The following is a 19,052-nucleotide window of genomic DNA, read 5'->3' on the forward strand; positions in this document are numbered from 1 at the left end:
ACTTCCTAGCTCCGGTGTTCCGCCCGGTTCGACCTCGGTCCCGTTAATCCGGTACTCTAGTCAATCGGTGCGCCTGGTGGCGTGCCTGGCTTCGCGCGCTCCCCTGGTCCGCCGGCAAAACGTATCCAGCGATCGGGTGTCGGGGCGCAGCATCCAGTAGACAAGAAGGGTTTCCGCGGTGTACGCGATCGTTCGTTGCGGCGGCAGGCAGCAGAAGGTCTCCGTAGGAGACGTCATCGAAGTGGACACGGTCCCAGGTGAGATCGGTTCCACGTTTGCGCTGCCGGCGATTCTCGTCGTCAACGACGGCGATGTCACCACCGACCCGGCCGTGCTCGGCAAGTTCCAGGTGACCGCCGAGATTCTCGGCGAGACCAAGGGTCCCAAGATCCGCATCCTCAAGTACAAGAACAAGACCGGTTACAAGAAGCGCCAGGGGCACCGCCAGCGGTACACCCAGGTGAAGGTCACCGGCATCAACCCTGGGAAGTAGGGAGTCATGGCACACAAGAAGGGCGCCTCGTCCACCCGGAACGGCCGCGACTCCAACGCCCAGCGGCTCGGAGTCAAGCGTTTCGGCGGGCAGCTCGTGAACGCCGGTGAGATCATCATCCGGCAGCGCGGCACCCACCACCACCCGGGCGACAACGTCGGCCGCGGCGGCGACGACACGCTGTTCGCGCTGGTCGCGGGCCACGTGCAGTTCGGCCGCAAGCGCGGTCGCCGCGCAGTGAGCATCATCCCGGTGGCGGAGTAAATCCCGCAAAATTAACGAGAAGCCGGGGTCTGGACGATCCGGCGGTGAACGCCTAGGTCGGCGGCTGTCCAGCGGACGGGTTTCTCGTTGATACCGGAAGGCGAGGCGGGTCGGTGAGTCCGATCCGCCTCGTTTCGTTTCTTAGGGGAAGCAGGCTATGGCTGATTTCGTCGACAACGTCATCTTGCACATCAAGGCGGGTGACGGCGGCAACGGCTGCGCTTCCGTGCACCGGGAGAAGTTCAAGCCGCTGGGCGGCCCCGACGGGGGCAACGGCGGCCCGGGCGGCAACGTGATCCTGGAGGTGGACGCCAACACCTCGACGTTGCTGGAATACCACCACCGGCCGCACCGCAAGGCGGGCAACGGGAAGCAGGGCTCGGGTTCGAACCGGGACGGCGCGCGCGGCGAGGACGTGATCCTCCCGGTCCCCAACGGCACTGTGGTGAAAAACGCGGAAACGGGAGAGGTGCTGGTCGATCTGATCGGCGTCGGGACCCGGTACGTGGCCGCGCAGGGCGGTTTCGGGGGGCTCGGGAACGCGGCGCTGGCCACCTCCAAGCGCAAGGCGCCCGGATTCGCGCTGCTGGGCGAGGCCGGCGATGTCGCCGACATCACCCTGGAGCTGAAGACCGTCGCGGACGTCGCGCTGGTCGGCTTCCCGAACGCCGGCAAGTCCTCGCTGATCGCGGCGTTGTCGGCCGCCCGGCCGAAGATCGCGAACTATCCGTTCACGACGTTGATCCCGAACCTGGGCGTGGTCACGGCGGGCGAGGTCATCTACACGGTGGCCGACGTTCCGGGGCTTATCCCTGGCGCCTCCGAGGGCAAGGGGCTCGGCCACGAGTTCTTGCGGCACGTGGAGCGCTGCTCCACGATCGTGCACGTGCTGGACTGCGCGACCCTGGACCCCGGGCGTGATCCTGTCACTGACTTCGAGGTCATCGAGGCGGAGCTGGCGGCCTACGGCTCGCTGCAGGACCGGCCGCGCATGGTCGTGCTCAACAAGGTGGACGTGCCCGACGCGCGCGAGCTCGCCGATCTGGTCAAGCCGCTGCTGGCCGAGCGCGGGCTGCGGGTGTTCGAGATCTCCGCCGCGTCCCACGAAGGGCTCACCCCCTTGGCGTACGCGATGGGGGAGATGGTGGCGCGGGCCCGCGCCGAGAAGCCGGTGGAGGAACCCACCCGGCTGGTCATCCGGCCCAAGCAACTCGGCGAGACCGGGTTCACGCTGCGCCGGGTCAACGAGACCACCTTCCAGCTCACCGGCGAGAAGCCGGAACGCTGGATCCGGCAGACCGACTTCACCAACGACGAGGCCGTCGGCTACCTGGCGGACCGGCTGGAGCGGCTCGGCGTGGAGGAAGCGCTCATCGAGGCGGGCGCCGACGTGGGCGTGGAGGTCGTGATCGGCTCCATGGAGAACGGCTATATCTTCGACTGGCGGCCCTCCGAGGCCGCCCAGACCCGCATCGGTGGCCCCAGAGGCTCCGACAGCAGACTGTAAAGGAGTCTTGTGGCCAGGGAGAGGGTCCGCGACGCGGCTCGCATGGTGGTCAAGGTGGGGTCCTCCTCGCTGACCACCCCGCAGGGCATGATCGACGTCGACCGGGTGGACGCCCTGGTCGACGTGCTCGCCGCCCGCCGCCAGACGGGCACGCAGGTCGTCCTGGTCTCCTCCGGCGCGATCGCGGCCGGGCTCGGCCCGCTCGGCCTGCGGGCCAGGCCCAAGGACCTGGCCACCCAGCAGGCCGCCGCCTCGGTCGGCCAGGGCGTCCTGATCGCCCGCTACACCTCCTCCTTCGCGCGGTACGGCTTGCGCGTCGGCCAGGTCCTGCTCACCGCCGACGACATGATGCGCCGCTCGCACCACCGCAACGCCCAGCGCACCCTGGCCCGGCTGCTCGAACTCGGCATCGTGCCGGTGGTCAACGAGAACGACACGGTGGCCACCGACGAGATCAGGTTCGGCGACAACGACCGGCTCGCCGCCCTGGTCGCGCACCTGACCCACGCCGACGCCATGGTGCTGCTCTCCGACGTGGACGCGCTCTACGACGGCGACCCGCGCAAGGCCGGTTCGGCCAGGATCGCCGATGTGCGCGGCCCGGAGGACCTGGACGGGGTCGAACTGGGCAGCGGCGGCAGCGTCGGCACCGGCGGCATGGTCACCAAGGTGCAGGCCGCCAAGATCGCCACCGGTGCGGGCGTCCCGGTGGTGCTCACCGCCGCCGCGCACGCCGCGCAGGCGCTGGCCGGGGCGGACGTCGGCACCTACTTCCATCCGGGCGGGCGGCATCCGGGCACCCGCCTGCTCTGGCTGGCGCACGCCGCCACCGGCCGGGGGCGGCTGCACCTGGACACCGGCGCGGTGGCCGCCGTCGTCGAGCGCCGCATGTCGCTGCTGCCCGCCGGGGTGCTGAAGGTCGAGGGCGACTTCGCCGCCGGCGACCCGGTCGACCTGTACGGCCCGCACGGCCATCCGGTGGCCCGGGGCCTGGTCAACTTCGACGCCGCGGAGATCCCCGACCTGCTCGGCCGTTCCACCCGCGAGCTGGCCAGCGCGCTCGGCCCGGAATACGAGCGCGAGCTGATCCACCGCGACGACATCGTCATACTCGAGCCGCACGTCCCTTGACGGAGGTATTCCGCGATGAGTGAGTTTCTGAAGGTCGCCCACGCGGCGAAGGACGCCGCCCAGTTGCTGGCTCCGCTCCCGCGCGCCCCGAAGGACCGCGCCCTGCGCGCCATCGCGGACGCCCTGGTGGCCAGGGCCGATGAGATCGTCGTCGCGAATGCCGAGGATGTGGCCAAGGCGCGCGAGGGTGGCACCTCGGAGGCGATGATCGACCGGCTGCGGCTGGACGTGGCCCGGGTGGAGAAGATCGCGGGCGCGGTCCGCGAGGTGGCCGATCTGCCGGATCCGGTGGGTGAGGTGGTGCGCGGGAGCACCCTGCCCAACGGGCTCGAGCTGCGGCAGGTGCGGGTGCCGCTGGGCGTGATCGGGATCATCTACGAGGGCCGTCCGAACGTGACCGTGGACGCGGCGGCGCTCTGCCTGAAGAGCGGCAACGCGGTGCTGCTGCGAGGGTCCTCCAGCGCCTACGCGTCCAACACGGTCCTGGTGCGGATCATGCAGGAGGCGCTGGCGGAGACCGAGGTGCCCGCCGGGGCCGTGCAGCTGGTGCCCGGTCTGACCCGGGATTCGGTCAAGGAGCTGATGCGGGCGCGCGGCCTGGTGGACGTGCTCATCCCGCGCGGCGGGGCGTCCCTGATCAACAGCGTGGTGGAGGAGTCCACGGTTCCGGTGATCGAGACCGGCGTCGGGACCTGTCACGTCTACGTGGACGCCGACGCCGACCAGGAGATGGCGCTGTCGATCCTGGTCAACGCGAAGGCGCAGCGCCCGTCGGTCTGCAACGCGGCCGAGACCTTCCTCGTGCACGCCGCCATCGCCGAGGAGTTCGTGCCCAAGGCGCTGGCCGCGCTGAAGAGCGCGGGCGTCACCGTCCATGGAGACCCGGCCGTCGCCGCCTACAGCCCCGACGTGGTGCCGGCCACGGAAGACGACTTCTACGCCGAATACCTGTCCCTCGACATCGCCGCGGCCGTGGTCGCTTCCCTGGACGAGGCCGTCGCCCACATCCGCCTCTACGGCTCCGCGCACACCGACGCCATCATCACCCGCTCCCAGCCGGCCGCCCGCCGCTTCATCGCCCTGGTCGACTCCGCGGCGGTCGCCGTCAACGCCTCCACCCGCTTCACCGACGGCGGCGAGTTCGGCTTCGGCGCCGAAATCGGCATCTCCACCCAAAAGCTCCACTCCCGGGGCCCGATGGGCCTGCCCGAACTCACCTCCACCAAGTGGATCTACACGGGCGACGGCCACATCAGGACGTAGCCGAAGCAGCCACCGGAGCATTCGCGGGAAAGCCATGCCCGCCATGCTGCCAACGCCCACTGACAGAACAGCCGCCCAGCAGGCACTCACCGGCAGAAGGCTGGAGTCACTGGTCTTCGGCGTTTTTAGACCCCTGCCGCGACCAGCCTGCGGGAGCCCAGGCCCGCGTCGCGGGCGAGCAGGGCAGCGTCCACCCTGCTGGCCGCTTCCAGCTTCGTGAGGACGTTGCTGACGTGGTTGCGTACCGTCTTCGGGGCCAGGTGGAGGTCGCGGGCGATTTCGGCGTTGGAGCGGCCGTCGGCGAGGCGCTCCAGGACCTCGTGTTCGCGCTGGGTCAGGCCGGGAAAGGGGCTGTTCGGGGCTCTGGTGGTCATCCGGGTCAGCACGCTGGCGGCCAGTCCGCGGCCGAACACCATGTGGCCGAGCGCCACCGAGCGGACCGCGGCGGCGATCTCGCCGGGGTGGGTGCCCTTCAGCAGGTAGCCCTGGGCGCCCGCGCGCAGCGCCGTGACCAGGTCGGCCTCGCCGTCGGACTGGCCAAGCGCCAGCACCCGGACAGCCGGGCAGCGGCGCTGCAGGTATTCCAGCGCGTCCAGCATGCCCAGGTCGATGAGGACCACGTCGGGGTGCAGGCGGACGGCGAGCCGGAGCGCGTCGAGGGCGTCACTGGCGGTCCCCAGCACCGTGATGCCGGTCTCGCGCTCCAGCGCGAAACGCATTCCCTCCGCGTACAGCGGATGCTGGTCCGCCACGACAGCGGTGATGGTGCCGCTCATTTGTCCTCCAACCGACGACGCTCTGAGCACAGCGTGGCGCAGCGGTCTTGGGAACGACTTGGCGGTCACTAGCGCATCGGGGCGTGTCGCTCCCAGCGACGTTCTGTGGGGTCACCTTCACTTGTTGTTATGGATATTCTCATCGCGCTGGGCTTCGTGGCGGTGGTGCTGGTCGTGGCCGACCGGCTGTTGCTGCTGCTCGAGAGCCACGGCCATCTGAATTGGCGCAGGTCGGGCCGGAAGAAGCTGCCCGCGGAGCCGGGCGTCGGCCTGGAGCACCTGCTCGAAGAGCCGGTCAGGGAAGGCCGATGAGACGCGCCCTCTACGACATGGCGGCCCTGGTCGGCCGGCTCGCGCTCGGGGTCGTCTTCATCGCGCACGGGTGGGCCAAGTACAAGCGGGGTGTGGACGCGACCGCGCAGGGTTTCGCCGAATGGAACATCCCGGTGCCCCGCATCTCGGCCTGGTTCGCGATCGCCGCCGAGCTGGGCGGCGGGATCCTGCTCGTGCTGGGACTGCTGACCATGCTGGCGGGCGCCGCCCTGTTCGTGCTCATGGCGGGGGCCCTCATGTTCGTGCACGTCGGCCACGGCATCCTGCTGGCCAACGGCGGCTTCGAACTGGTGCTGGCGCTCGGCGCGGTCGCGCTGCTGCTGGCGGTGGCGGGACCGGGCCGGATCAGCCTCGACTACGTGCTCTTCGGGCGTCGCCGGGAAGCCAAATCCGTGCCATCTGTGGCGCAACCCGCCTGACACGGCGTGCCTCCCGCGAATTGTCGGGGGGGTCCACTAACGTGGGCCACCCTATGGGTGGACGTCTGGGGCGGGTCGGCCCGTACGCGCTGCTGGAGCGGCTGGGCCGCGGCGGCATGGGCGAGGTCTACCTCGCGGCCACCCGGCGCGGGGAGCAGGTGGCCCTGAAGATGCTCCGCGATCCGATCGAGGATGACGCGGAGGCCCGATTACGCCTCGACCGCGAGGTCCGTGCCCTGCGCCGGGTCGAGAGCCCCTACGTCGCCCAGGTTCTGGACGCCGACCTGTCCGGCGATCGGCCGTACCTGGTGATGGAGCACATCAAGGGGGAGACCCTGCTCGACGCGGTACGGCGTCGCGGCCCGCTGGCCCAGGCCGAGCTGGTCATGGTCGCCCAGGGGCTGGCCACGGCGCTGGCCATCATCCACGCCGCCGGGGTGGTGCACCGGGATCTCAAACCGGCCAACGTGCTGATCGGCGAGGAAGGCCCGGTCCTGATCGACTTCGGGATCGCCCAGGTGATGGACGCGACGCGGGTCACCAGGACCGGCACCTTCCTCGGCACCCCCGGTTACGCGGCGCCCGAGCTGTTCGCCGACGAGGTCGTGGGGGAGCCCGCCGACGTGCACGCCTGGGCGGCGACGGTGGCGTTCGCCGCGACCGGGCGTCCCACGTTCGGGCGGGGTACGGTCGAGTCGCAGATGTACGCGATCCTGCACGGCCAGGCCGATCTCAAGGGTGTTCCGGCGGCGCTGTTGCCGTTGGTCAGGGCGGCGCTCAACCGGGAGCCCGCCAAGCGCCCGACCGCCGCGCTGCTCGCCGACCGGCTGCACCGCCTGGCCCGGGCGATCGCCCCGGCCGAGCCGGATCACCCGCAGGCCGAGGAGCCCCCCGTGGAGGAGCCGCGGCGGGGTCTGCGCCTGTTCGGGGGGAAACCGAAGGACACCAAGAAGGTGTCAAGAGCACGCCAAGTCACGGTCGACGAGCCCCGGCAGCGCGGCGCGGAGGAGGGCGAACCGGCGGAGGACGATCGGAAGCCCGGGCGCAGCGATGATCTTAAGACGGGCCGGAAGTCGCCTTCGGCCGTGGAAGCGGGCCGGAAGTCCCCGGCAGTTGGTGAGGCGGGGCGGAAGTCCGCAGCAGTTGGTGAGGCCGGGCGGAAGTCCCCGGCAGTTGGTGAGGCGAGCCGGAAGTCTCCGGTGGTCGGGGAGGCCAGCCGAAAGGGCCCGGCGGTTGGGGAAGTGGCGCGGAAGTCCTCGCCTTCCGCGGAAGCGGGCCGAAAGCCCCCGGCGGTTGGTGAGGCGGGGCGGAAGTCCCCAGTAGCCGGGGACGCAGCCCGAAAGTCGTCAACTTCCGGGGAAACCGGCCGGAGTTCGTCCCCGGCTTCCGGGGAAAGGCGGAGAGCCTCGCGCGGTCAGGTGGCCGCGGAGGCGGAATCCGCGCTCGCCTCAGAGGCGGTCGTCGAAGCGGGATCAGGGATTCCCACCGGCAACGCGGCGCTCGCCTTGCTGGCCACCTTCGCCGTGCCGTGTGTGGTGATCTCGGTCGTGTACCCCGTGGCCACTTTCGCGATCACCGGGGCCTTCGTGGTGCTGGCCAGGGCGTTGTGGAGCGGTCACTGGCTGGTGCGCAAGCGGCGTTCCGCGAAGGTCCGCAGCGTGCTCCGGGTGCTGTCGTTCCCGCTGACCCTGGCCGGATCGCTGATCGCCGCCCTGGCCTGGCCGGGTATTCCCGCCGGGCTGGCCGCGTTCGCGGCGCTCTGGGCGACCGGGGGCGGCCGGCTGGCGCCCGACTGGTGGAATCAGCCGGTGCCGGTCACGGTCGCGGGGGTGGTGTTCGGCGTGGTGTGTGGCGCGATCATCGGCCGCGAGGTGGAACGCATCGGGGCCGAGTTGCCCGATCTTCGCAGGGAAGGACTCCGGGCGCTCGCCGTTCTGGGCGGATTTGTGGCCTTGTGTGCGGCCGCCGTACGGGCTATCGCGCTGTTTGTCTAGGAGGGAGCCCCGGAGGGCCCCCTCCTGTTAATTCTCGCGGCGGGCGAAGCGGTTGAAGATGCGCTCGCCCGCGTTCACCGCGCCCTCGGCGACGTCGCGGAGGACGCCGATGAAGGGGTCCTGGGACTGGGCCCACGACTCGCGGTAGGAGTTGGCGGCCGCCTTGACCTCCTCGGAGATCTTGGCGTTGGCGTCGTCCTCGCGGCGCGGGTAGTTTCCGGCCAGGATCGCGTCGTATTCGCCGCTCCGGCGCCAGCGGTCGAGCTCGGCCACCCGGGTGACCGCGAACGGGTGGGTGGTGCCGAGCAGGTTGAGGACCTTGAGCAGGCCGTCGCGGACGTCGCCGGCGGTGTCGTACTCCCTGGCCTGGTCCAGGAAGGCCTCGATGTTCATCTCGTGCAGGCGCGAGCCGCCCGCCAGCTTCATCAGGGCGCGGAGCGCGGCGTCGGGGTCCTGACCGGCGAGCAGGCCGCCACGGTCGGCGGACATCTCAGCCTTGCGCGCCCATTCCTCCAGGGCGGCCACGATCACCCGCAGGCCGATGTAGCCGAGCGGGATCCAGGCCACGCGGGTGGCGAGCTGGGTGAGGATCTGCAGCATCGTGCCGTAGACGGCGTGGCCGGAGAGGATGTGCGAGGTCTCGTGGCCGACGACGAAGCGGAGCTCCTCCTCGTCCATGAGGTCGAGCAGGCCGGTGGACACCACGATGAACGGCTCGTCGAAGCCGATCGCCATCGCGTAGGCCCGGGGGCTCTGCTGGACGTAGACCTCGGGGATGCGGTGCAGGTCGAGGATGTAGGCGCTGTCGCGGCCCATGTCGTAGAGCGCGCGGAACTGGGTTTCTGACGTGCGAACCGCCGAGGCCAGGAACATCAGGCGCAGGCGGCGCTCGCTGAACAGCCCGGACATGCGCTTCAACACCGAGTCGAACCCGGACAGCGAGCGCATCGCGACCAGGGCGGACCGGTCCGCGGGATGTTCGTAGGCGCGGGAGCTGATTCCGGGCAGCTGGACGCGGTTGCGATCGGGAGTGGTCATGCTGGGCATGCTACGTCGGTGTTTCCCGTGATGCGCATGAACCCGCTTTCAGGTCGGTCCCAGCCCGCGCGTTAGGGTCCGTCCTATGAGGAACGGGGCCGCCATCCGGCGGCTTGGCATCATGGGCGGCACCTTCGATCCGATCCATCACGGGCACCTGGTGGCGGCGAGCGAGGTCGCGCACCATTTCGAGCTGGACGAGGTGGTCTTCGTCCCGACCGGGCAGCCCTGGCAGAAGGCCGACAAGACGGTCTCCGCCGCTGAGGACCGGTATCTGATGACGGTCATCGCGACCGCCTCCAACCCGCGCTTCTCGGTCAGCCGGGTGGACATCGACCGGCCGGGGCCGACCTTCACCATCGACACGTTGCGCGACATTCTCGGCATCTACGGGCCGGAGGTGGAGCTCTACTTCATCACCGGCGCCGATGCGCTGGCCCAGATCCTGGGCTGGCGGGACGTCGAGGAGCTCTTCACGATCGCCCATTTCGTCGGCTGTACCCGCCCGGGCCACACCCTGCACGATCCCGGCCTGCCCGAAGGCATGATCAGCCTGATCGAGATCCCGGCGCTGGCCATCTCCTCCTCCGAGTGCCGCGACCGGGTCGAGGCGGGACAGCCGATCTGGTATCTCGTGCCCGACGGCATCGTCCAGTACATCGGCAAGCGCGGCCTCTACCGCCCCGGAACTGTCGGTGGCGGGAAGTAGGGTCATGCCTCGACCGGGTACGGCCATGCGGCTAATAGGCTTGAAGGGCCGCCATCCGGTGGGCACCCTGGGGAGAGGATTCGAACCTGCCCCATCCCTGTCAATGGAGGACAGAACCGCATCGTGACCGCATCCGAGAGATCAATCCAGCTGGTCCGGGTCGCCGCCGAGGCCGCGGCCGACAAACTGGCCGACGACATCATCGCCTACGACGTCAGCGACCGCCTCGTCATCACCGACGCGTTCGTCGTCTGCTCGGCCGCCAACGACCGTCAAGTCCGCGCCATCGTGGACGAGATCGAGGAGCGCCTGCGGGTGGACGCCGCGGCCAAGCCGGTCCGCCGCGAGGGCGAGCGGGAGGGCCGCTGGGTCCTCCTCGACTACATCGACATCGTCGTGCACGTGCAGCACGAGGAGGAGCGCACCTTCTACGGCCTTGAGCGCCTCTGGAAGGACTGCCCCGCCATCGCCCTGCCCGAGAGCGTGACCAAGGTCGCGGCCCAGCGCGCCCGCGGGGCGGTTGAGTGACCAGAAGGATCGTCTGCCTCCGGCACGGGCAGACCCGCTGGAACGTCGAGCACCGCTTTCAAGGCCACACCGACATCCCCCTGGACGAGGTCGGCGTGGCCCAGGCCGCGCGGGCGGCCTCGCTGCTGGCCGCCTTAAAACCCACGATGATCGTCTCCTCGGATCTGCAGCGCGCCCACCAGACCGCGCTCCCGCTGGCCCGGCTCACCGGCCTGACCGTCACTGTCGACAAGGAGCTCAGGGAGCGCGGTGGCGGCGACTGGGAGGGTCTCACCCGGGAGGAGATCCGCGCGGGCTGGCCCGCGGAGTTCAAGAGCTGGCGGGCGCCCAACGGGGAATCGGTCACCGACGTGGCCCACCGGGTCAACGTCGCGGTCCGCCGCTGGGCGGCGAGCCTGGCGGAGGACGGCCTCCTGGTGGTCGCCTCGCATGGCGCGGCCATCCGCCTGGGCATCGCTGCCCTGCTGGACCTCCCGGAGCCGCTGTGGCCCATTCTGGGCGGCTTGGGGAACTGTTCCTGGTCCATCCTGGAGGAGTCTTCCCGGGGCTGGCGGCTGACCGAGCACAACGCCGGCACCCTGCCGACTCCGGTCAGCAGCGACGACATCCAGGCGTGATCGCCCGTTTCTTGGGTCGCTAAATGCGGATTTGGTGTGGGGCGCTTTGGCGTCCGCCGGAAAACCGGTTGAAGTGCATGCTTACGCTGGTAGGGGTCCCGTGCTTCCCCCAGCCGTGAGGAGTTGCCTGCCTGACGATGTCTGCAGACGGCGAACGATCTGGTCCTCAGTCAGTCTCTAACTCGCTTTGGCGGTTGAAGTCCTACCTTCGGCCGTACGTTGGCATCACGATTGTGGTGTGGGTCGCCGCGGTCGTGGGGATCGCGGCCGGGATCGTCGTCCCGCTGGTGAGCGCGAAGGTCATCGACGACGCGGTCGTTCATCGTGATCTGGGAGCCTTGGTCGGTCTTGGCCTGCTGGCGCTGGCGCTCGGGGTCATCGAGGCGTTCCTGACGTTCCTGCGGCGCTGGTGCCAGGGGTCGGTGGTCTTCGGGGTGGAGACCGCGATCCGCAACGATCTCTACGCCCACCTGCAGCGGCTGCCGATGAGCTTCCACGACGAGTGGCAGTCGGGGCAGCTGCTCTCCCGGGCCACGACCGACTTATCCACGATCCGCAGGTTCTTCGGCTTCGGCGCGCTGTTCCTGGTCATGAACATCCTCCAGCTGATCACGGTCACCATCCTGCTGCTGCACATGTTCTGGCCGCTCGGCCTGCTGGTCGCCGGGTCGGCGCTGCCGATCGTGTACGTCTCGATCAAGTTCGAGCGCCGCTACATGGTGGTCTCCCGGCAGGTTCAGGACGAGCAGGGCGATCTCGCCACGACCGTGGAGGAGTCGGCACTCGGGATCCGTACCATCAAGGCGTTCGGCCGGGGCCGCCACGTCTTCGACGGCTACGACGAGGTGGCCGTGAAGGTGCATCGCACGTCGATGACCAAGGTGCGGCTGGCCTCGCGGTTCTTCACCTTCCTCGAGGTGATCCCCAACGTCACGCTCGGCCTGGTGCTGCTGCTCGGGGCGACCGCGGTCGGCGGGGGCGCGCTGACCGTGGGCACGCTGGTGGCGTTCACCACGTTCGTCCTGCAGCTGGTCTGGCCGGTGGCGTCGCTCGGCTACATCCTGGCCATGGCGCAGGAGGCGATGACCTCGGCCGACCGGGTGATGGAGGTGCTCGACACCCCGCCCTCGATCGTCGGGGGCGCCGCGGTGATCGACCGGCCGCGCGGGCATCTGCGGTTCGAAGGGGTGGAGTTCCGGTTTCCCGGCGCCGCGGAACCCGTGCTGCGGGACGTCTCCCTCGACGTACGGCCCGGGGAGACGGTGGCGATCGTCGGGGCCACCGGCTCCGGCAAGACCACGCTCACCGCGCTGGTGCCCCGGCTGGTCGACGTCACCGCGGGGCGGGTCACGATTGACGGGCAGGACGTGCGGGATCTCACGCTGCCCGCGTTGCGGTCGGTGGTCGCGACCGCGTTCGAGGAGCCGACGCTGTTCTCGATGAGCGTGCGGGAGAACATCACGCTGGGGCACGGCGACGCCGACGACGCCGAGGTCCGGGCCGCGCTGGAGATCGCCCAGGCCACTTTCGCGTACGAGCTGCCCTGGGGTCTGGACACCAGGATCGGCGAGCAGGGCATGTCGCTGTCCGGCGGGCAGCGGCAGCGGCTCGCGCTGGCCCGCGCGGTGCTCGGGCGGCCCAAGATCCTGGTGCTGGACGACACGCTGTCGGCGCTCGACGTGGAGACCGAGGCCCTGGTCGAGGAGGCGCTGCGGCGGGTGCTGGCCGACGCGACCGGTCTGGTGGTCGCGCATCGGGCCTCGACCGTGCTGCTGGCCGATCGGGTGGCGATGTTGCGGGACGGGACGATCGCGCACGTCGGCACCCATCACGAGTTGCTCGGCGGAGTGCCGGAATATCGCGCGTTGCTGGCCGCGGAGGAGGTGCTGCGATGACGGTCCGGGAGTGGCGCGGGGTCGCCGCCGAGAATCAGGACGACATGCCGGAGCGGATCTCGCTGCTGCTGCGTGATCGGTCCCGGCGGCTGCTGGGTGATCTGATGCGGCCGCATCGCCGGGCCATCGCCGGGATGATCGCGGTCATCGTGCTGTCGAACGCCGCCGGGCTGGCCATTCCGTACCTGGTGAAGGTGGGTATCGACGACGGTATCCCGCCGATGGTGCGCGGCGAGGGTCCGCGCACGCTGATCGTGATCGTGGCGGCGATTCTGGGGGCGGCGCTCGCGCAGGCGCTGACCCGGCAGGCGTTTCTTCGCACCTCCGGCCGGATCGGGCAGGACATCCTGCTGGAGTTGCGGCGGCGGGTGTTCGTGCACTTCCAGCGGCTGTCGTTGTCGTTTCACGAGAAATACACCTCCGGGCGGGTGATCTCGCGGCTGACCTCGGACGTGGAGGCGATCGCCGAGCTGCTCGCGGCCGGGTTCGACGGCCTGGTGACGGCGGTGCTCACGCTGGTCGGGACCGCGGTCGTGCTGATGGTCCTGGATGTGCAGCTGGGTCTGGTCGCGCTCGCGCCGTTGCCGGTGTTGCTGCTGATGACGCGGTGGTTCCGGCGCGCCTCCAGCGTCGCGTACCGGCGGACTCGGGAGACGGTCGCGCTGGTCATCGTGCATTTCGTCGAGTCGATGACCGGGATCAGGGCGGCTCAGACGTTCCGTCGCGAGCCGCGCAATCAGGAGATCTTCGAGGAGCTCAACGAGGACTATCGGGCCGCCAACCATCGCAGCATGCAGCTGGTCGCGATCTTCATGCCGGGGATCAAGCTGATCGGCAACGTGACGATCGCGCTAGTTCTGGTGTACGGCGGGTGGCTGGCCTTCCACGGCGAGGTCACGGCCGGGGTGATGGCGGCCTTCCTGCTGTACCTGCGGCAGTTCTATGAGCCGATGCAGGAGATTTCGCAGTTCTATAACGCGTTGCAGTCGGCGGGGGCGGCGCTGGAGAAGCTGTCCGGGGTGCTGGAGGAGCCGCCGGAGGTCGCCGAGCCTGCGCAGCCGATCCCGCTGACCGCCGCCCGGGGCGCGGTGCGTTTTGACGGGGTACGGTTCGCTTACCAGGCGGATATTCCCGTACTGCATCGCCTGGATCTGGATATTCCGGCTGGCCAGACGATTGCCGTGGTCGGGGCGACCGGGGCGGGGAAGACCACCTTGGCGAAGTTGATCTCCCGTTTCTACGATCCGGTCGCGGGCCGGGTGCTGCTGGACGACGTGGATCTGCGCGATCTTGACGAGGCGACGTTGCGTCAGGCGGTTGTCATGGTCACGCAGGAGAACTTCCTGTTCAGCGGGACGGTGGCGGACAACATCCGGTTCGGGCGGCCGGGAGCGCCGATGAGTGATGTGATCGCCGCGACTACGGCGATCGGGGCGCATGATTTCGTGTTGAGCCTGCCTGGGGGGTACGACGCCGAAGTGGGCAAACGCGGGGGGCGCATGTCGGCGGGGCAGCGGCAGTTGGTCGCGTTCGCGCGGGCCTTTCTCGCCGATCCGGCGGTGCTGATCCTTGACGAAGCCACGTCCAGTCTCGACGTGCCGAGTGAGCGGCTGGTGCAGCGGGCGTTGCGGACCATCCTGGCCGGTCGGACGGCGCTGATCATCGCGCACCGGCTCTCCACGGTGGAGATCGCCGATCGGGTTCTGGTCATCGATGACGGGCGGGTGGTCGAGGACGGACCGCCCGATCAGCTGATCTCGGCGGCGGGGCGGTTCGCGGGGTTGCACAACGCGTGGTTGGACAGCCTTTCGTCTTAGCTCTGGCGTGCTGAGTTTTGGCCCAGTTCTGCCGGGTGAACGCGAACTTAGCCTCTACGCCAGAGCTGATGCCCTCCCGGAAGACCAAATCCCCAAATTTTCGTAAATCCGAAATATCGTGTTCATGTACGTGGAGGATGTTGGCGTTTCACGTGGTGCTGCAGGTGGGGAAGCAGACCGAGGTCGGGGAGCTCGGGGGCGGCGTCCAGATGGGGCTGAATCCCGCGCGAGAGGTTTGGTGTTGGACGGCTCAACTGCCCGTTTCCTTCGATAGATAGCCCCCACTCCTTTGAGTCGTGGGAAGTGGGAAATGTTTCGTTTGTCGGTTGAGGGAATTTGGGCGCTGTTATACCGGGACAAGTGGGTAAGTCCCCTTCATGACTCACAAGGTGGCACTAGGCGTCGAAGAGGAGTTCCACGTCGTCGATCTCGTGAGCCGGAGGCTGACCCCACAGGCTCACGTGGTGCTGGACGGGCTACCCAAGGCCGGATTCTCCGCCGAACTGCAGCGGGCCGTGGTGGAGAGCAACAGCGAGCCCACCACCGACCTGGCCACGCTCCGCGCCGACCTGGTCGATCTCCGGCGTCGCCTCATCGCGTCCGCCGAACCCCACGGGCTGGGCATCGCCAGCGCCGGGACCTCACCCTTGCACGGGCCCAGTGGTTTCGTGATCACCGCGGACGATCGGTACCAGTATCTGCACGACACCTATCAGTTCATCGCCAGGGAACAGCTCATTTGCGGGGCCCAGGTCCATGTGGACATCGACGATCGCGATCTGGCGGTCATGGTGGCGCAGCGGGTCGAGCCCTGGCTGCCCGCGCTGCTCGCGTTGAGCGCCAGCTCGCCGTACTGGTTCGAGGCCGACAGCGGGTATGCGAGCAGTCGCGCGGTGGCCTGGCAGCGGTGGCCGACGGCCGGCATGGTCGGGCCGTTCGCCGGGGCCGCCGAGTATGACCAGGCAGTCGCCGACCTGGTCACCTCGGGGGTCATCGACGACGCGGGCATGGTCTACTTCGATATCCGCCTGTCCGCGCACGTGCCGACCATGGAGTTGCGGATCTGCGACGCCTGCCCGCTGGTCGACGACGTCATCCTGCTCGCGGGCCTGTTCCGGGCCCTGGTCATCAGGGAGACGGCCGCGATCCAGGCGGGTTCGCCGCCGCGGGGCGACATCCGTCCTACTTTGCTCCGCGCGGGGCACTGGCGCGCGGCTCGTTCCGGGCTGGAAGGCGACTTGATCTCTCCCGTGGACGGCAAACCGGTGCCCGCGCCCGGCCTGATCGAGTGGCTGCTGGAAGATCTCCGCCCGACGCTGGAACAACTCGACGACTGGCCGACCATCGCGGGCCTCGCCGCCGACGCCCTGGCCCGCGGCAGCTCAGCCGCCCGCCAACGCGCCGCCTTCAACAAACGAGGCCAACTCAGCGACGTGGTCGACCTCCTCCTCAAGGAAACCGCCGGAGGCTGATCATCCTCAGCGTCTTGGAGTCCCCTCGGCCGGGTCTCCGGATCGGTTTTCGCTCGTGGTCTCCGCGCGGTCTCCTCCAGGTGGAGGAGGTTTCTGTCGGGGGTGGAGTTTACGCTTCGTGGCGTGGCGTGGATCGAGCGCATCTTCGAGCCGGACTACATCCTGGTCCGGCTGGCGATTCTGCTCGCCGCACTGGTGGGCGATCTGCTCTGGATCGTGCCGGGAGTGGGCGCGCGTGACTGGGTGCTCGCGCTCGTCGCGCTGGTGCTCAGCGCGGTCTGCCGCTGGTCGCAGCTGTGGGCTCTGCTCATCCAGTCGGGCCTGCTCCTGCTCGCCGATGGGTACGGCTTCGCGGCTGCGCCCGTGCTCAAGGTGCTGGCCTGCGTGCTGCTGTTCGAGCTCGCCGTACGGGGGCGGGGGCGGCAGGTCGCGGCCGGGGCGGTCGTGCTCGGGGTGGTCGTCTGCTTCAACCTGCTCGACAAGCTTCCCGCCACCATCGGCGCGGCCGGATTCCGCATGGTCATCGTGGTCGGCGTGCCGCTGCTCCTAGGCGGGTATGTCCGGCTCGCCCGTGATGCCGCCCGGCGCGAACGAGACAGCGCCGCCGAACGCATCGCCGCCGCCCGCGCCGCCGAACGCACCGCCATCGCCAGAGAACTGCACGATCTGGTCGCCCACCACGTCTCCTCCATGGTTTTGCGCGTCGGCGTCGCCCGGCACGTGCTGTCCGCCGGAACCGATCCCCGCATCACCGAGGTCCTCGACGACCTGCACACCTCCAGCACCGCCGCCCTCGCCGACCTCCGCAAACTCATCGGCGTCCTCCGCGACCCCGCCCCCTTCCCCACCACCGCGTTCGTCGACCCCGGCGGCCTCCCCGACGCCCTCGCCGTCGTCATCGACCGAGCCAGAGCCACCGGCCTCCACGTGAAGGCCACCATCGACCCCTCCGCCACCCACCTGGACCCACTCCGCGGGATCACGGTCCTCCGCCTCACCCAGGAAGCCCTCGCCAACACAATCCGCCACGCCGGCCCCTCAGCCCAGGTAGCCCTCAACCTCACCCTGGATGCGGACAACTCGGTCCACATCCGAATCGAGGACGAAGGCCGCCCTTCACAGGAAAACCCCGAACCACCCACCGCCCGTGGAGCCGGATCACACGAAGGCCACGGATTGATCGGAATGCGCGAGCGAGTCGACCTCCTGGGCGGCGCGCTCTCCGTCGGCCCAGTAGGAAAAGGCTGGCGCCTCAGCGCCGTCTTACCCGCCGAACAAAAGAACTCCCGGGAAAGACGGGAGGCCAGAGTGTGATGTGGAGTCCTACGGGCTGGGCCACCGCCTCAGTGCCGCGCTGGATACGGAACGAAGGATTCCGCTGGGAGGTGGGAGGCCAGGGCACGATCTGGAGTCTTGTGCGAACGGCTTGCGTTTTAGAAGGCCTAACAGTCCGCCTGTCCCTAGTGAGAATCGGACGCAAGACCGGGTATCGGTGGCGGGCGGAGAACGGCGGGCTTCCTCGGGCGCGGCTTGCTGAGACCGCGCGTTCGAGCCGGTTCCTGTCGTTGTTGGAACGGCAGCGGATCTCGGTAACGCCACATAGGCGTGAAAATCGGGGCAGGGCACCTACCGCTACTGGAGCTTCTGCCGGGCGACAACCTGGGGTCGCCATTCTCTGGTCAGAATGCCGGTGCTGCTCCTGGCGCCGGTGTCGCGAGAACCACCACCCTCGTGAACGGCGCCGGATAACGGCGAGCGACCCGGCGACCTGCCGCTTCTGTTGGGCGCTTCTCGCGTCGTGTCGCTGGGCTAACCAGGGGATTTCAGAGGGCGGAGGCCAGAGTGAACTGTGGGGATGGGTTGGTGACTTGGAATGGGGTGTGTGGTGGAGGAGATGGGAGGTTGAGGGGTGATTCGGGTTCTGCTTGTGGATGATCAGCATTTGGTGCGGATGGGGTTGCGGATGTTGTTTGATTCCGCGCCGGATATCGAGGTGGTGGGGGAGGCGGCGAACGGGTCCGATGCGGTGCGGCTCGTGGATGACACCGTGCCTGATGTGGTGCTCATGGATTTGCGGATGCCGGGCTTGGACGGCGTGGCCGCGACCAAGCGGATCATGTCGGCGAGGCCGTCCACGCGAATTCTCGCGCTCACCACATTCGACGACGACGATCATCTCTACCCGGTGCTCTCCGCCGGAGCCTGCGGCTTCCTCGTCAAGGACACCGCCCCCGCCGACCTCCTGGACGCCGTCCGCCGCGCCGCCGAAGGCGATCACGCCTTCAGCCCCAACGCCCTCGCCCGCCTCGTCGATCAGGCCCTGACCACCCGATCAACCACCTCTCCACCCCCGCTCCCCTTGACCCGCCGAGAACACGAAATCCTCGCCCTGATTGGCGAAGGCCTCTCCAACCCCGAAATAGCCGACCGCCTCAAGGTCGGCGTCACCACCGTCAAAACCCACGTCTCCAGCGTCATGATCAAAACCGGCTGCCCCAACCGCATCCGCCTGGCCATCCTCGCATCCCAACACAACCTGACCTGACCGAGACCTCGACCTCGCGCGCTCGTCACCGACGGTCATGCAGGCCGAACGTTGAGGGTCGATGGTGGTACCGGATCGAGCCATGCAGGCTTGGAGTACCAGGCGGTCGGTTCTGATGATCACCGGTCTGGAGGGACAACTCCTCAGCGCCGTGGTGAGGGCAGCCTGACGGTTGCGGGCGGTGGCTGGAGGGTCGTGGTTGGGTCGGGTCTTGGGGGATGACCGGGAGTGGGGGCGGGGTGGGTGGGGGG

At 69.0% G+C, this 19,052-nt stretch carries 18 protein-coding genes; 16 read left to right on the top strand and 2 right to left on the bottom strand.

Features of this window, described 5'->3' with window-relative positions:
• The first annotated feature begins 178 nt into the window (after positions 1-178).
• The 5 genes from rplU to Amac_RS31520 all read left to right on the top strand — a co-directional run bounded on the left by rplU (position 179) and on the right by Amac_RS31520 (position 4,658).
• Positions 179-493 carry a 50S ribosomal protein L21 gene (gene rplU / locus Amac_RS31500; protein WP_155347580.1) on the top strand — a complete coding sequence of 105 codons (315 nt, stop codon included), beginning with the start codon at positions 179-181 and terminating at the stop codon, positions 491-493.
• A gap of 6 nt (positions 494-499) precedes the next feature.
• Complete coding sequence (rpmA, locus tag Amac_RS31505) at positions 500-757, top strand: 50S ribosomal protein L27 (protein ID WP_155347579.1); 258 nt, start codon at positions 500-502, stop codon at positions 755-757.
• A gap of 157 nt (positions 758-914) precedes the next feature.
• Positions 915-2,264, top strand: coding sequence for a GTPase ObgE (gene obgE, locus Amac_RS31510; protein ID WP_155358057.1), 1,350 nt, complete (start codon positions 915-917; stop codon positions 2,262-2,264).
• 42 nt (positions 2,265-2,306) lie between these two features.
• Positions 2,307-3,395: a glutamate 5-kinase gene (gene proB, locus Amac_RS31515; protein WP_155358120.1), complete on the top strand. Its 1,089-nt coding sequence runs from the start codon at positions 2,307-2,309 to the stop codon at positions 3,393-3,395.
• 15 nt (positions 3,396-3,410) lie between these two features.
• Positions 3,411-4,658 carry a glutamate-5-semialdehyde dehydrogenase gene (locus Amac_RS31520; protein ID WP_155358058.1) on the top strand — a complete coding sequence of 416 codons (1,248 nt, stop codon included), beginning with the start codon at positions 3,411-3,413 and terminating at the stop codon, positions 4,656-4,658.
• 125 nt (positions 4,659-4,783) lie between these two features.
• Here Amac_RS31520 and Amac_RS31525 read toward each other — a convergent pair whose 3' ends face one another.
• A complete protein-coding gene (locus tag Amac_RS31525; RefSeq protein WP_155358059.1) occupies positions 4,784-5,434 on the bottom strand; it encodes a LuxR C-terminal-related transcriptional regulator in 651 nt (216 codons plus the stop codon).
• A gap of 129 nt (positions 5,435-5,563) precedes the next feature.
• Between Amac_RS31525 and Amac_RS31530 the strand changes: the two genes are divergently transcribed.
• The 3 genes from Amac_RS31530 to Amac_RS31540 are packed head-to-tail and all read left to right on the top strand — an operon-like array spanning position 5,564 to position 8,180.
• Positions 5,564-5,746, top strand: a complete 183-nt coding sequence (locus Amac_RS31530) for a hypothetical protein (protein WP_155347574.1) — start codon at positions 5,564-5,566, stop codon at positions 5,744-5,746.
• Positions 5,743-6,186: a DoxX family protein gene (locus Amac_RS31535; protein ID WP_155358060.1), complete on the top strand. Its 444-nt coding sequence runs from the start codon at positions 5,743-5,745 to the stop codon at positions 6,184-6,186. The genes Amac_RS31530 and Amac_RS31535 overlap by 4 nt, the downstream gene beginning before the upstream one ends.
• 53 nt (positions 6,187-6,239) lie before the next feature.
• Positions 6,240-8,180, top strand: a complete 1,941-nt coding sequence (locus Amac_RS31540) for a serine/threonine-protein kinase (RefSeq protein WP_155358061.1) — start codon at positions 6,240-6,242, stop codon at positions 8,178-8,180.
• A gap of 27 nt (positions 8,181-8,207) precedes the next feature.
• Here Amac_RS31540 and Amac_RS31545 read toward each other — a convergent pair whose 3' ends face one another.
• Positions 8,208-9,227 carry a M48 family metallopeptidase gene (locus Amac_RS31545; protein ID WP_155358062.1) on the bottom strand — a complete coding sequence of 340 codons (1,020 nt, stop codon included), beginning with the start codon at positions 9,225-9,227 and terminating at the stop codon, positions 8,208-8,210.
• A 76-nt stretch (positions 9,228-9,303) separates the two neighbouring features.
• Between Amac_RS31545 and nadD the strand changes: the two genes are divergently transcribed.
• From nadD to Amac_RS31585, 8 genes are all read left to right on the top strand, one after another.
• On the top strand, positions 9,304-9,927 hold the full coding sequence (gene nadD, locus Amac_RS31550; RefSeq protein WP_155358063.1) for a nicotinate-nucleotide adenylyltransferase: 624 nt from the start codon (positions 9,304-9,306) through the stop codon (positions 9,925-9,927).
• A 123-nt stretch (positions 9,928-10,050) separates the two neighbouring features.
• Positions 10,051-10,455 (top strand): ribosome silencing factor, encoded by a 405-nt coding sequence (gene rsfS / locus Amac_RS31555; protein WP_155358064.1) that lies wholly within the window; start codon positions 10,051-10,053, stop codon positions 10,453-10,455.
• Positions 10,452-11,072, top strand: coding sequence for a histidine phosphatase family protein (locus Amac_RS31560; RefSeq protein ID WP_155358065.1), 621 nt, complete (start codon positions 10,452-10,454; stop codon positions 11,070-11,072). The genes rsfS and Amac_RS31560 overlap by 4 nt, the downstream gene beginning before the upstream one ends.
• A 194-nt stretch (positions 11,073-11,266) precedes the next feature.
• Positions 11,267-12,967, top strand: coding sequence for an ABC transporter ATP-binding protein (locus Amac_RS31565; RefSeq protein ID WP_246268844.1), 1,701 nt, complete (start codon positions 11,267-11,269; stop codon positions 12,965-12,967).
• Positions 12,964-14,784, top strand: a complete 1,821-nt coding sequence (locus Amac_RS31570) for an ABC transporter ATP-binding protein (protein ID WP_155358067.1) — start codon at positions 12,964-12,966, stop codon at positions 14,782-14,784. The genes Amac_RS31565 and Amac_RS31570 overlap by 4 nt, the downstream gene beginning before the upstream one ends.
• A gap of 377 nt (positions 14,785-15,161) precedes the next feature.
• Entirely contained in the window at positions 15,162-16,256 is a 1,095-nt protein-coding gene (locus Amac_RS31575; protein ID WP_155358068.1) for a carboxylate-amine ligase, read from the top strand.
• A gap of 123 nt (positions 16,257-16,379) precedes the next feature.
• A complete protein-coding gene (locus Amac_RS31580; RefSeq protein ID WP_155358069.1) occupies positions 16,380-17,570 on the top strand; it encodes a sensor histidine kinase in 1,191 nt (396 codons plus the stop codon).
• A 613-nt stretch (positions 17,571-18,183) separates the two neighbouring features.
• Positions 18,184-18,801 carry a response regulator transcription factor gene (locus Amac_RS31585; protein ID WP_307729775.1) on the top strand — a complete coding sequence of 206 codons (618 nt, stop codon included), beginning with the start codon at positions 18,184-18,186 and terminating at the stop codon, positions 18,799-18,801.
• Positions 18,802-19,052: the final 251 nt, after the last annotated feature.

The sequence above is a fragment of the Acrocarpospora macrocephala genome (genome assembly GCF_009687865.1).
Lineage (GTDB): Bacteria > Actinomycetota > Actinomycetes > Streptosporangiales > Streptosporangiaceae > Acrocarpospora > Acrocarpospora macrocephala.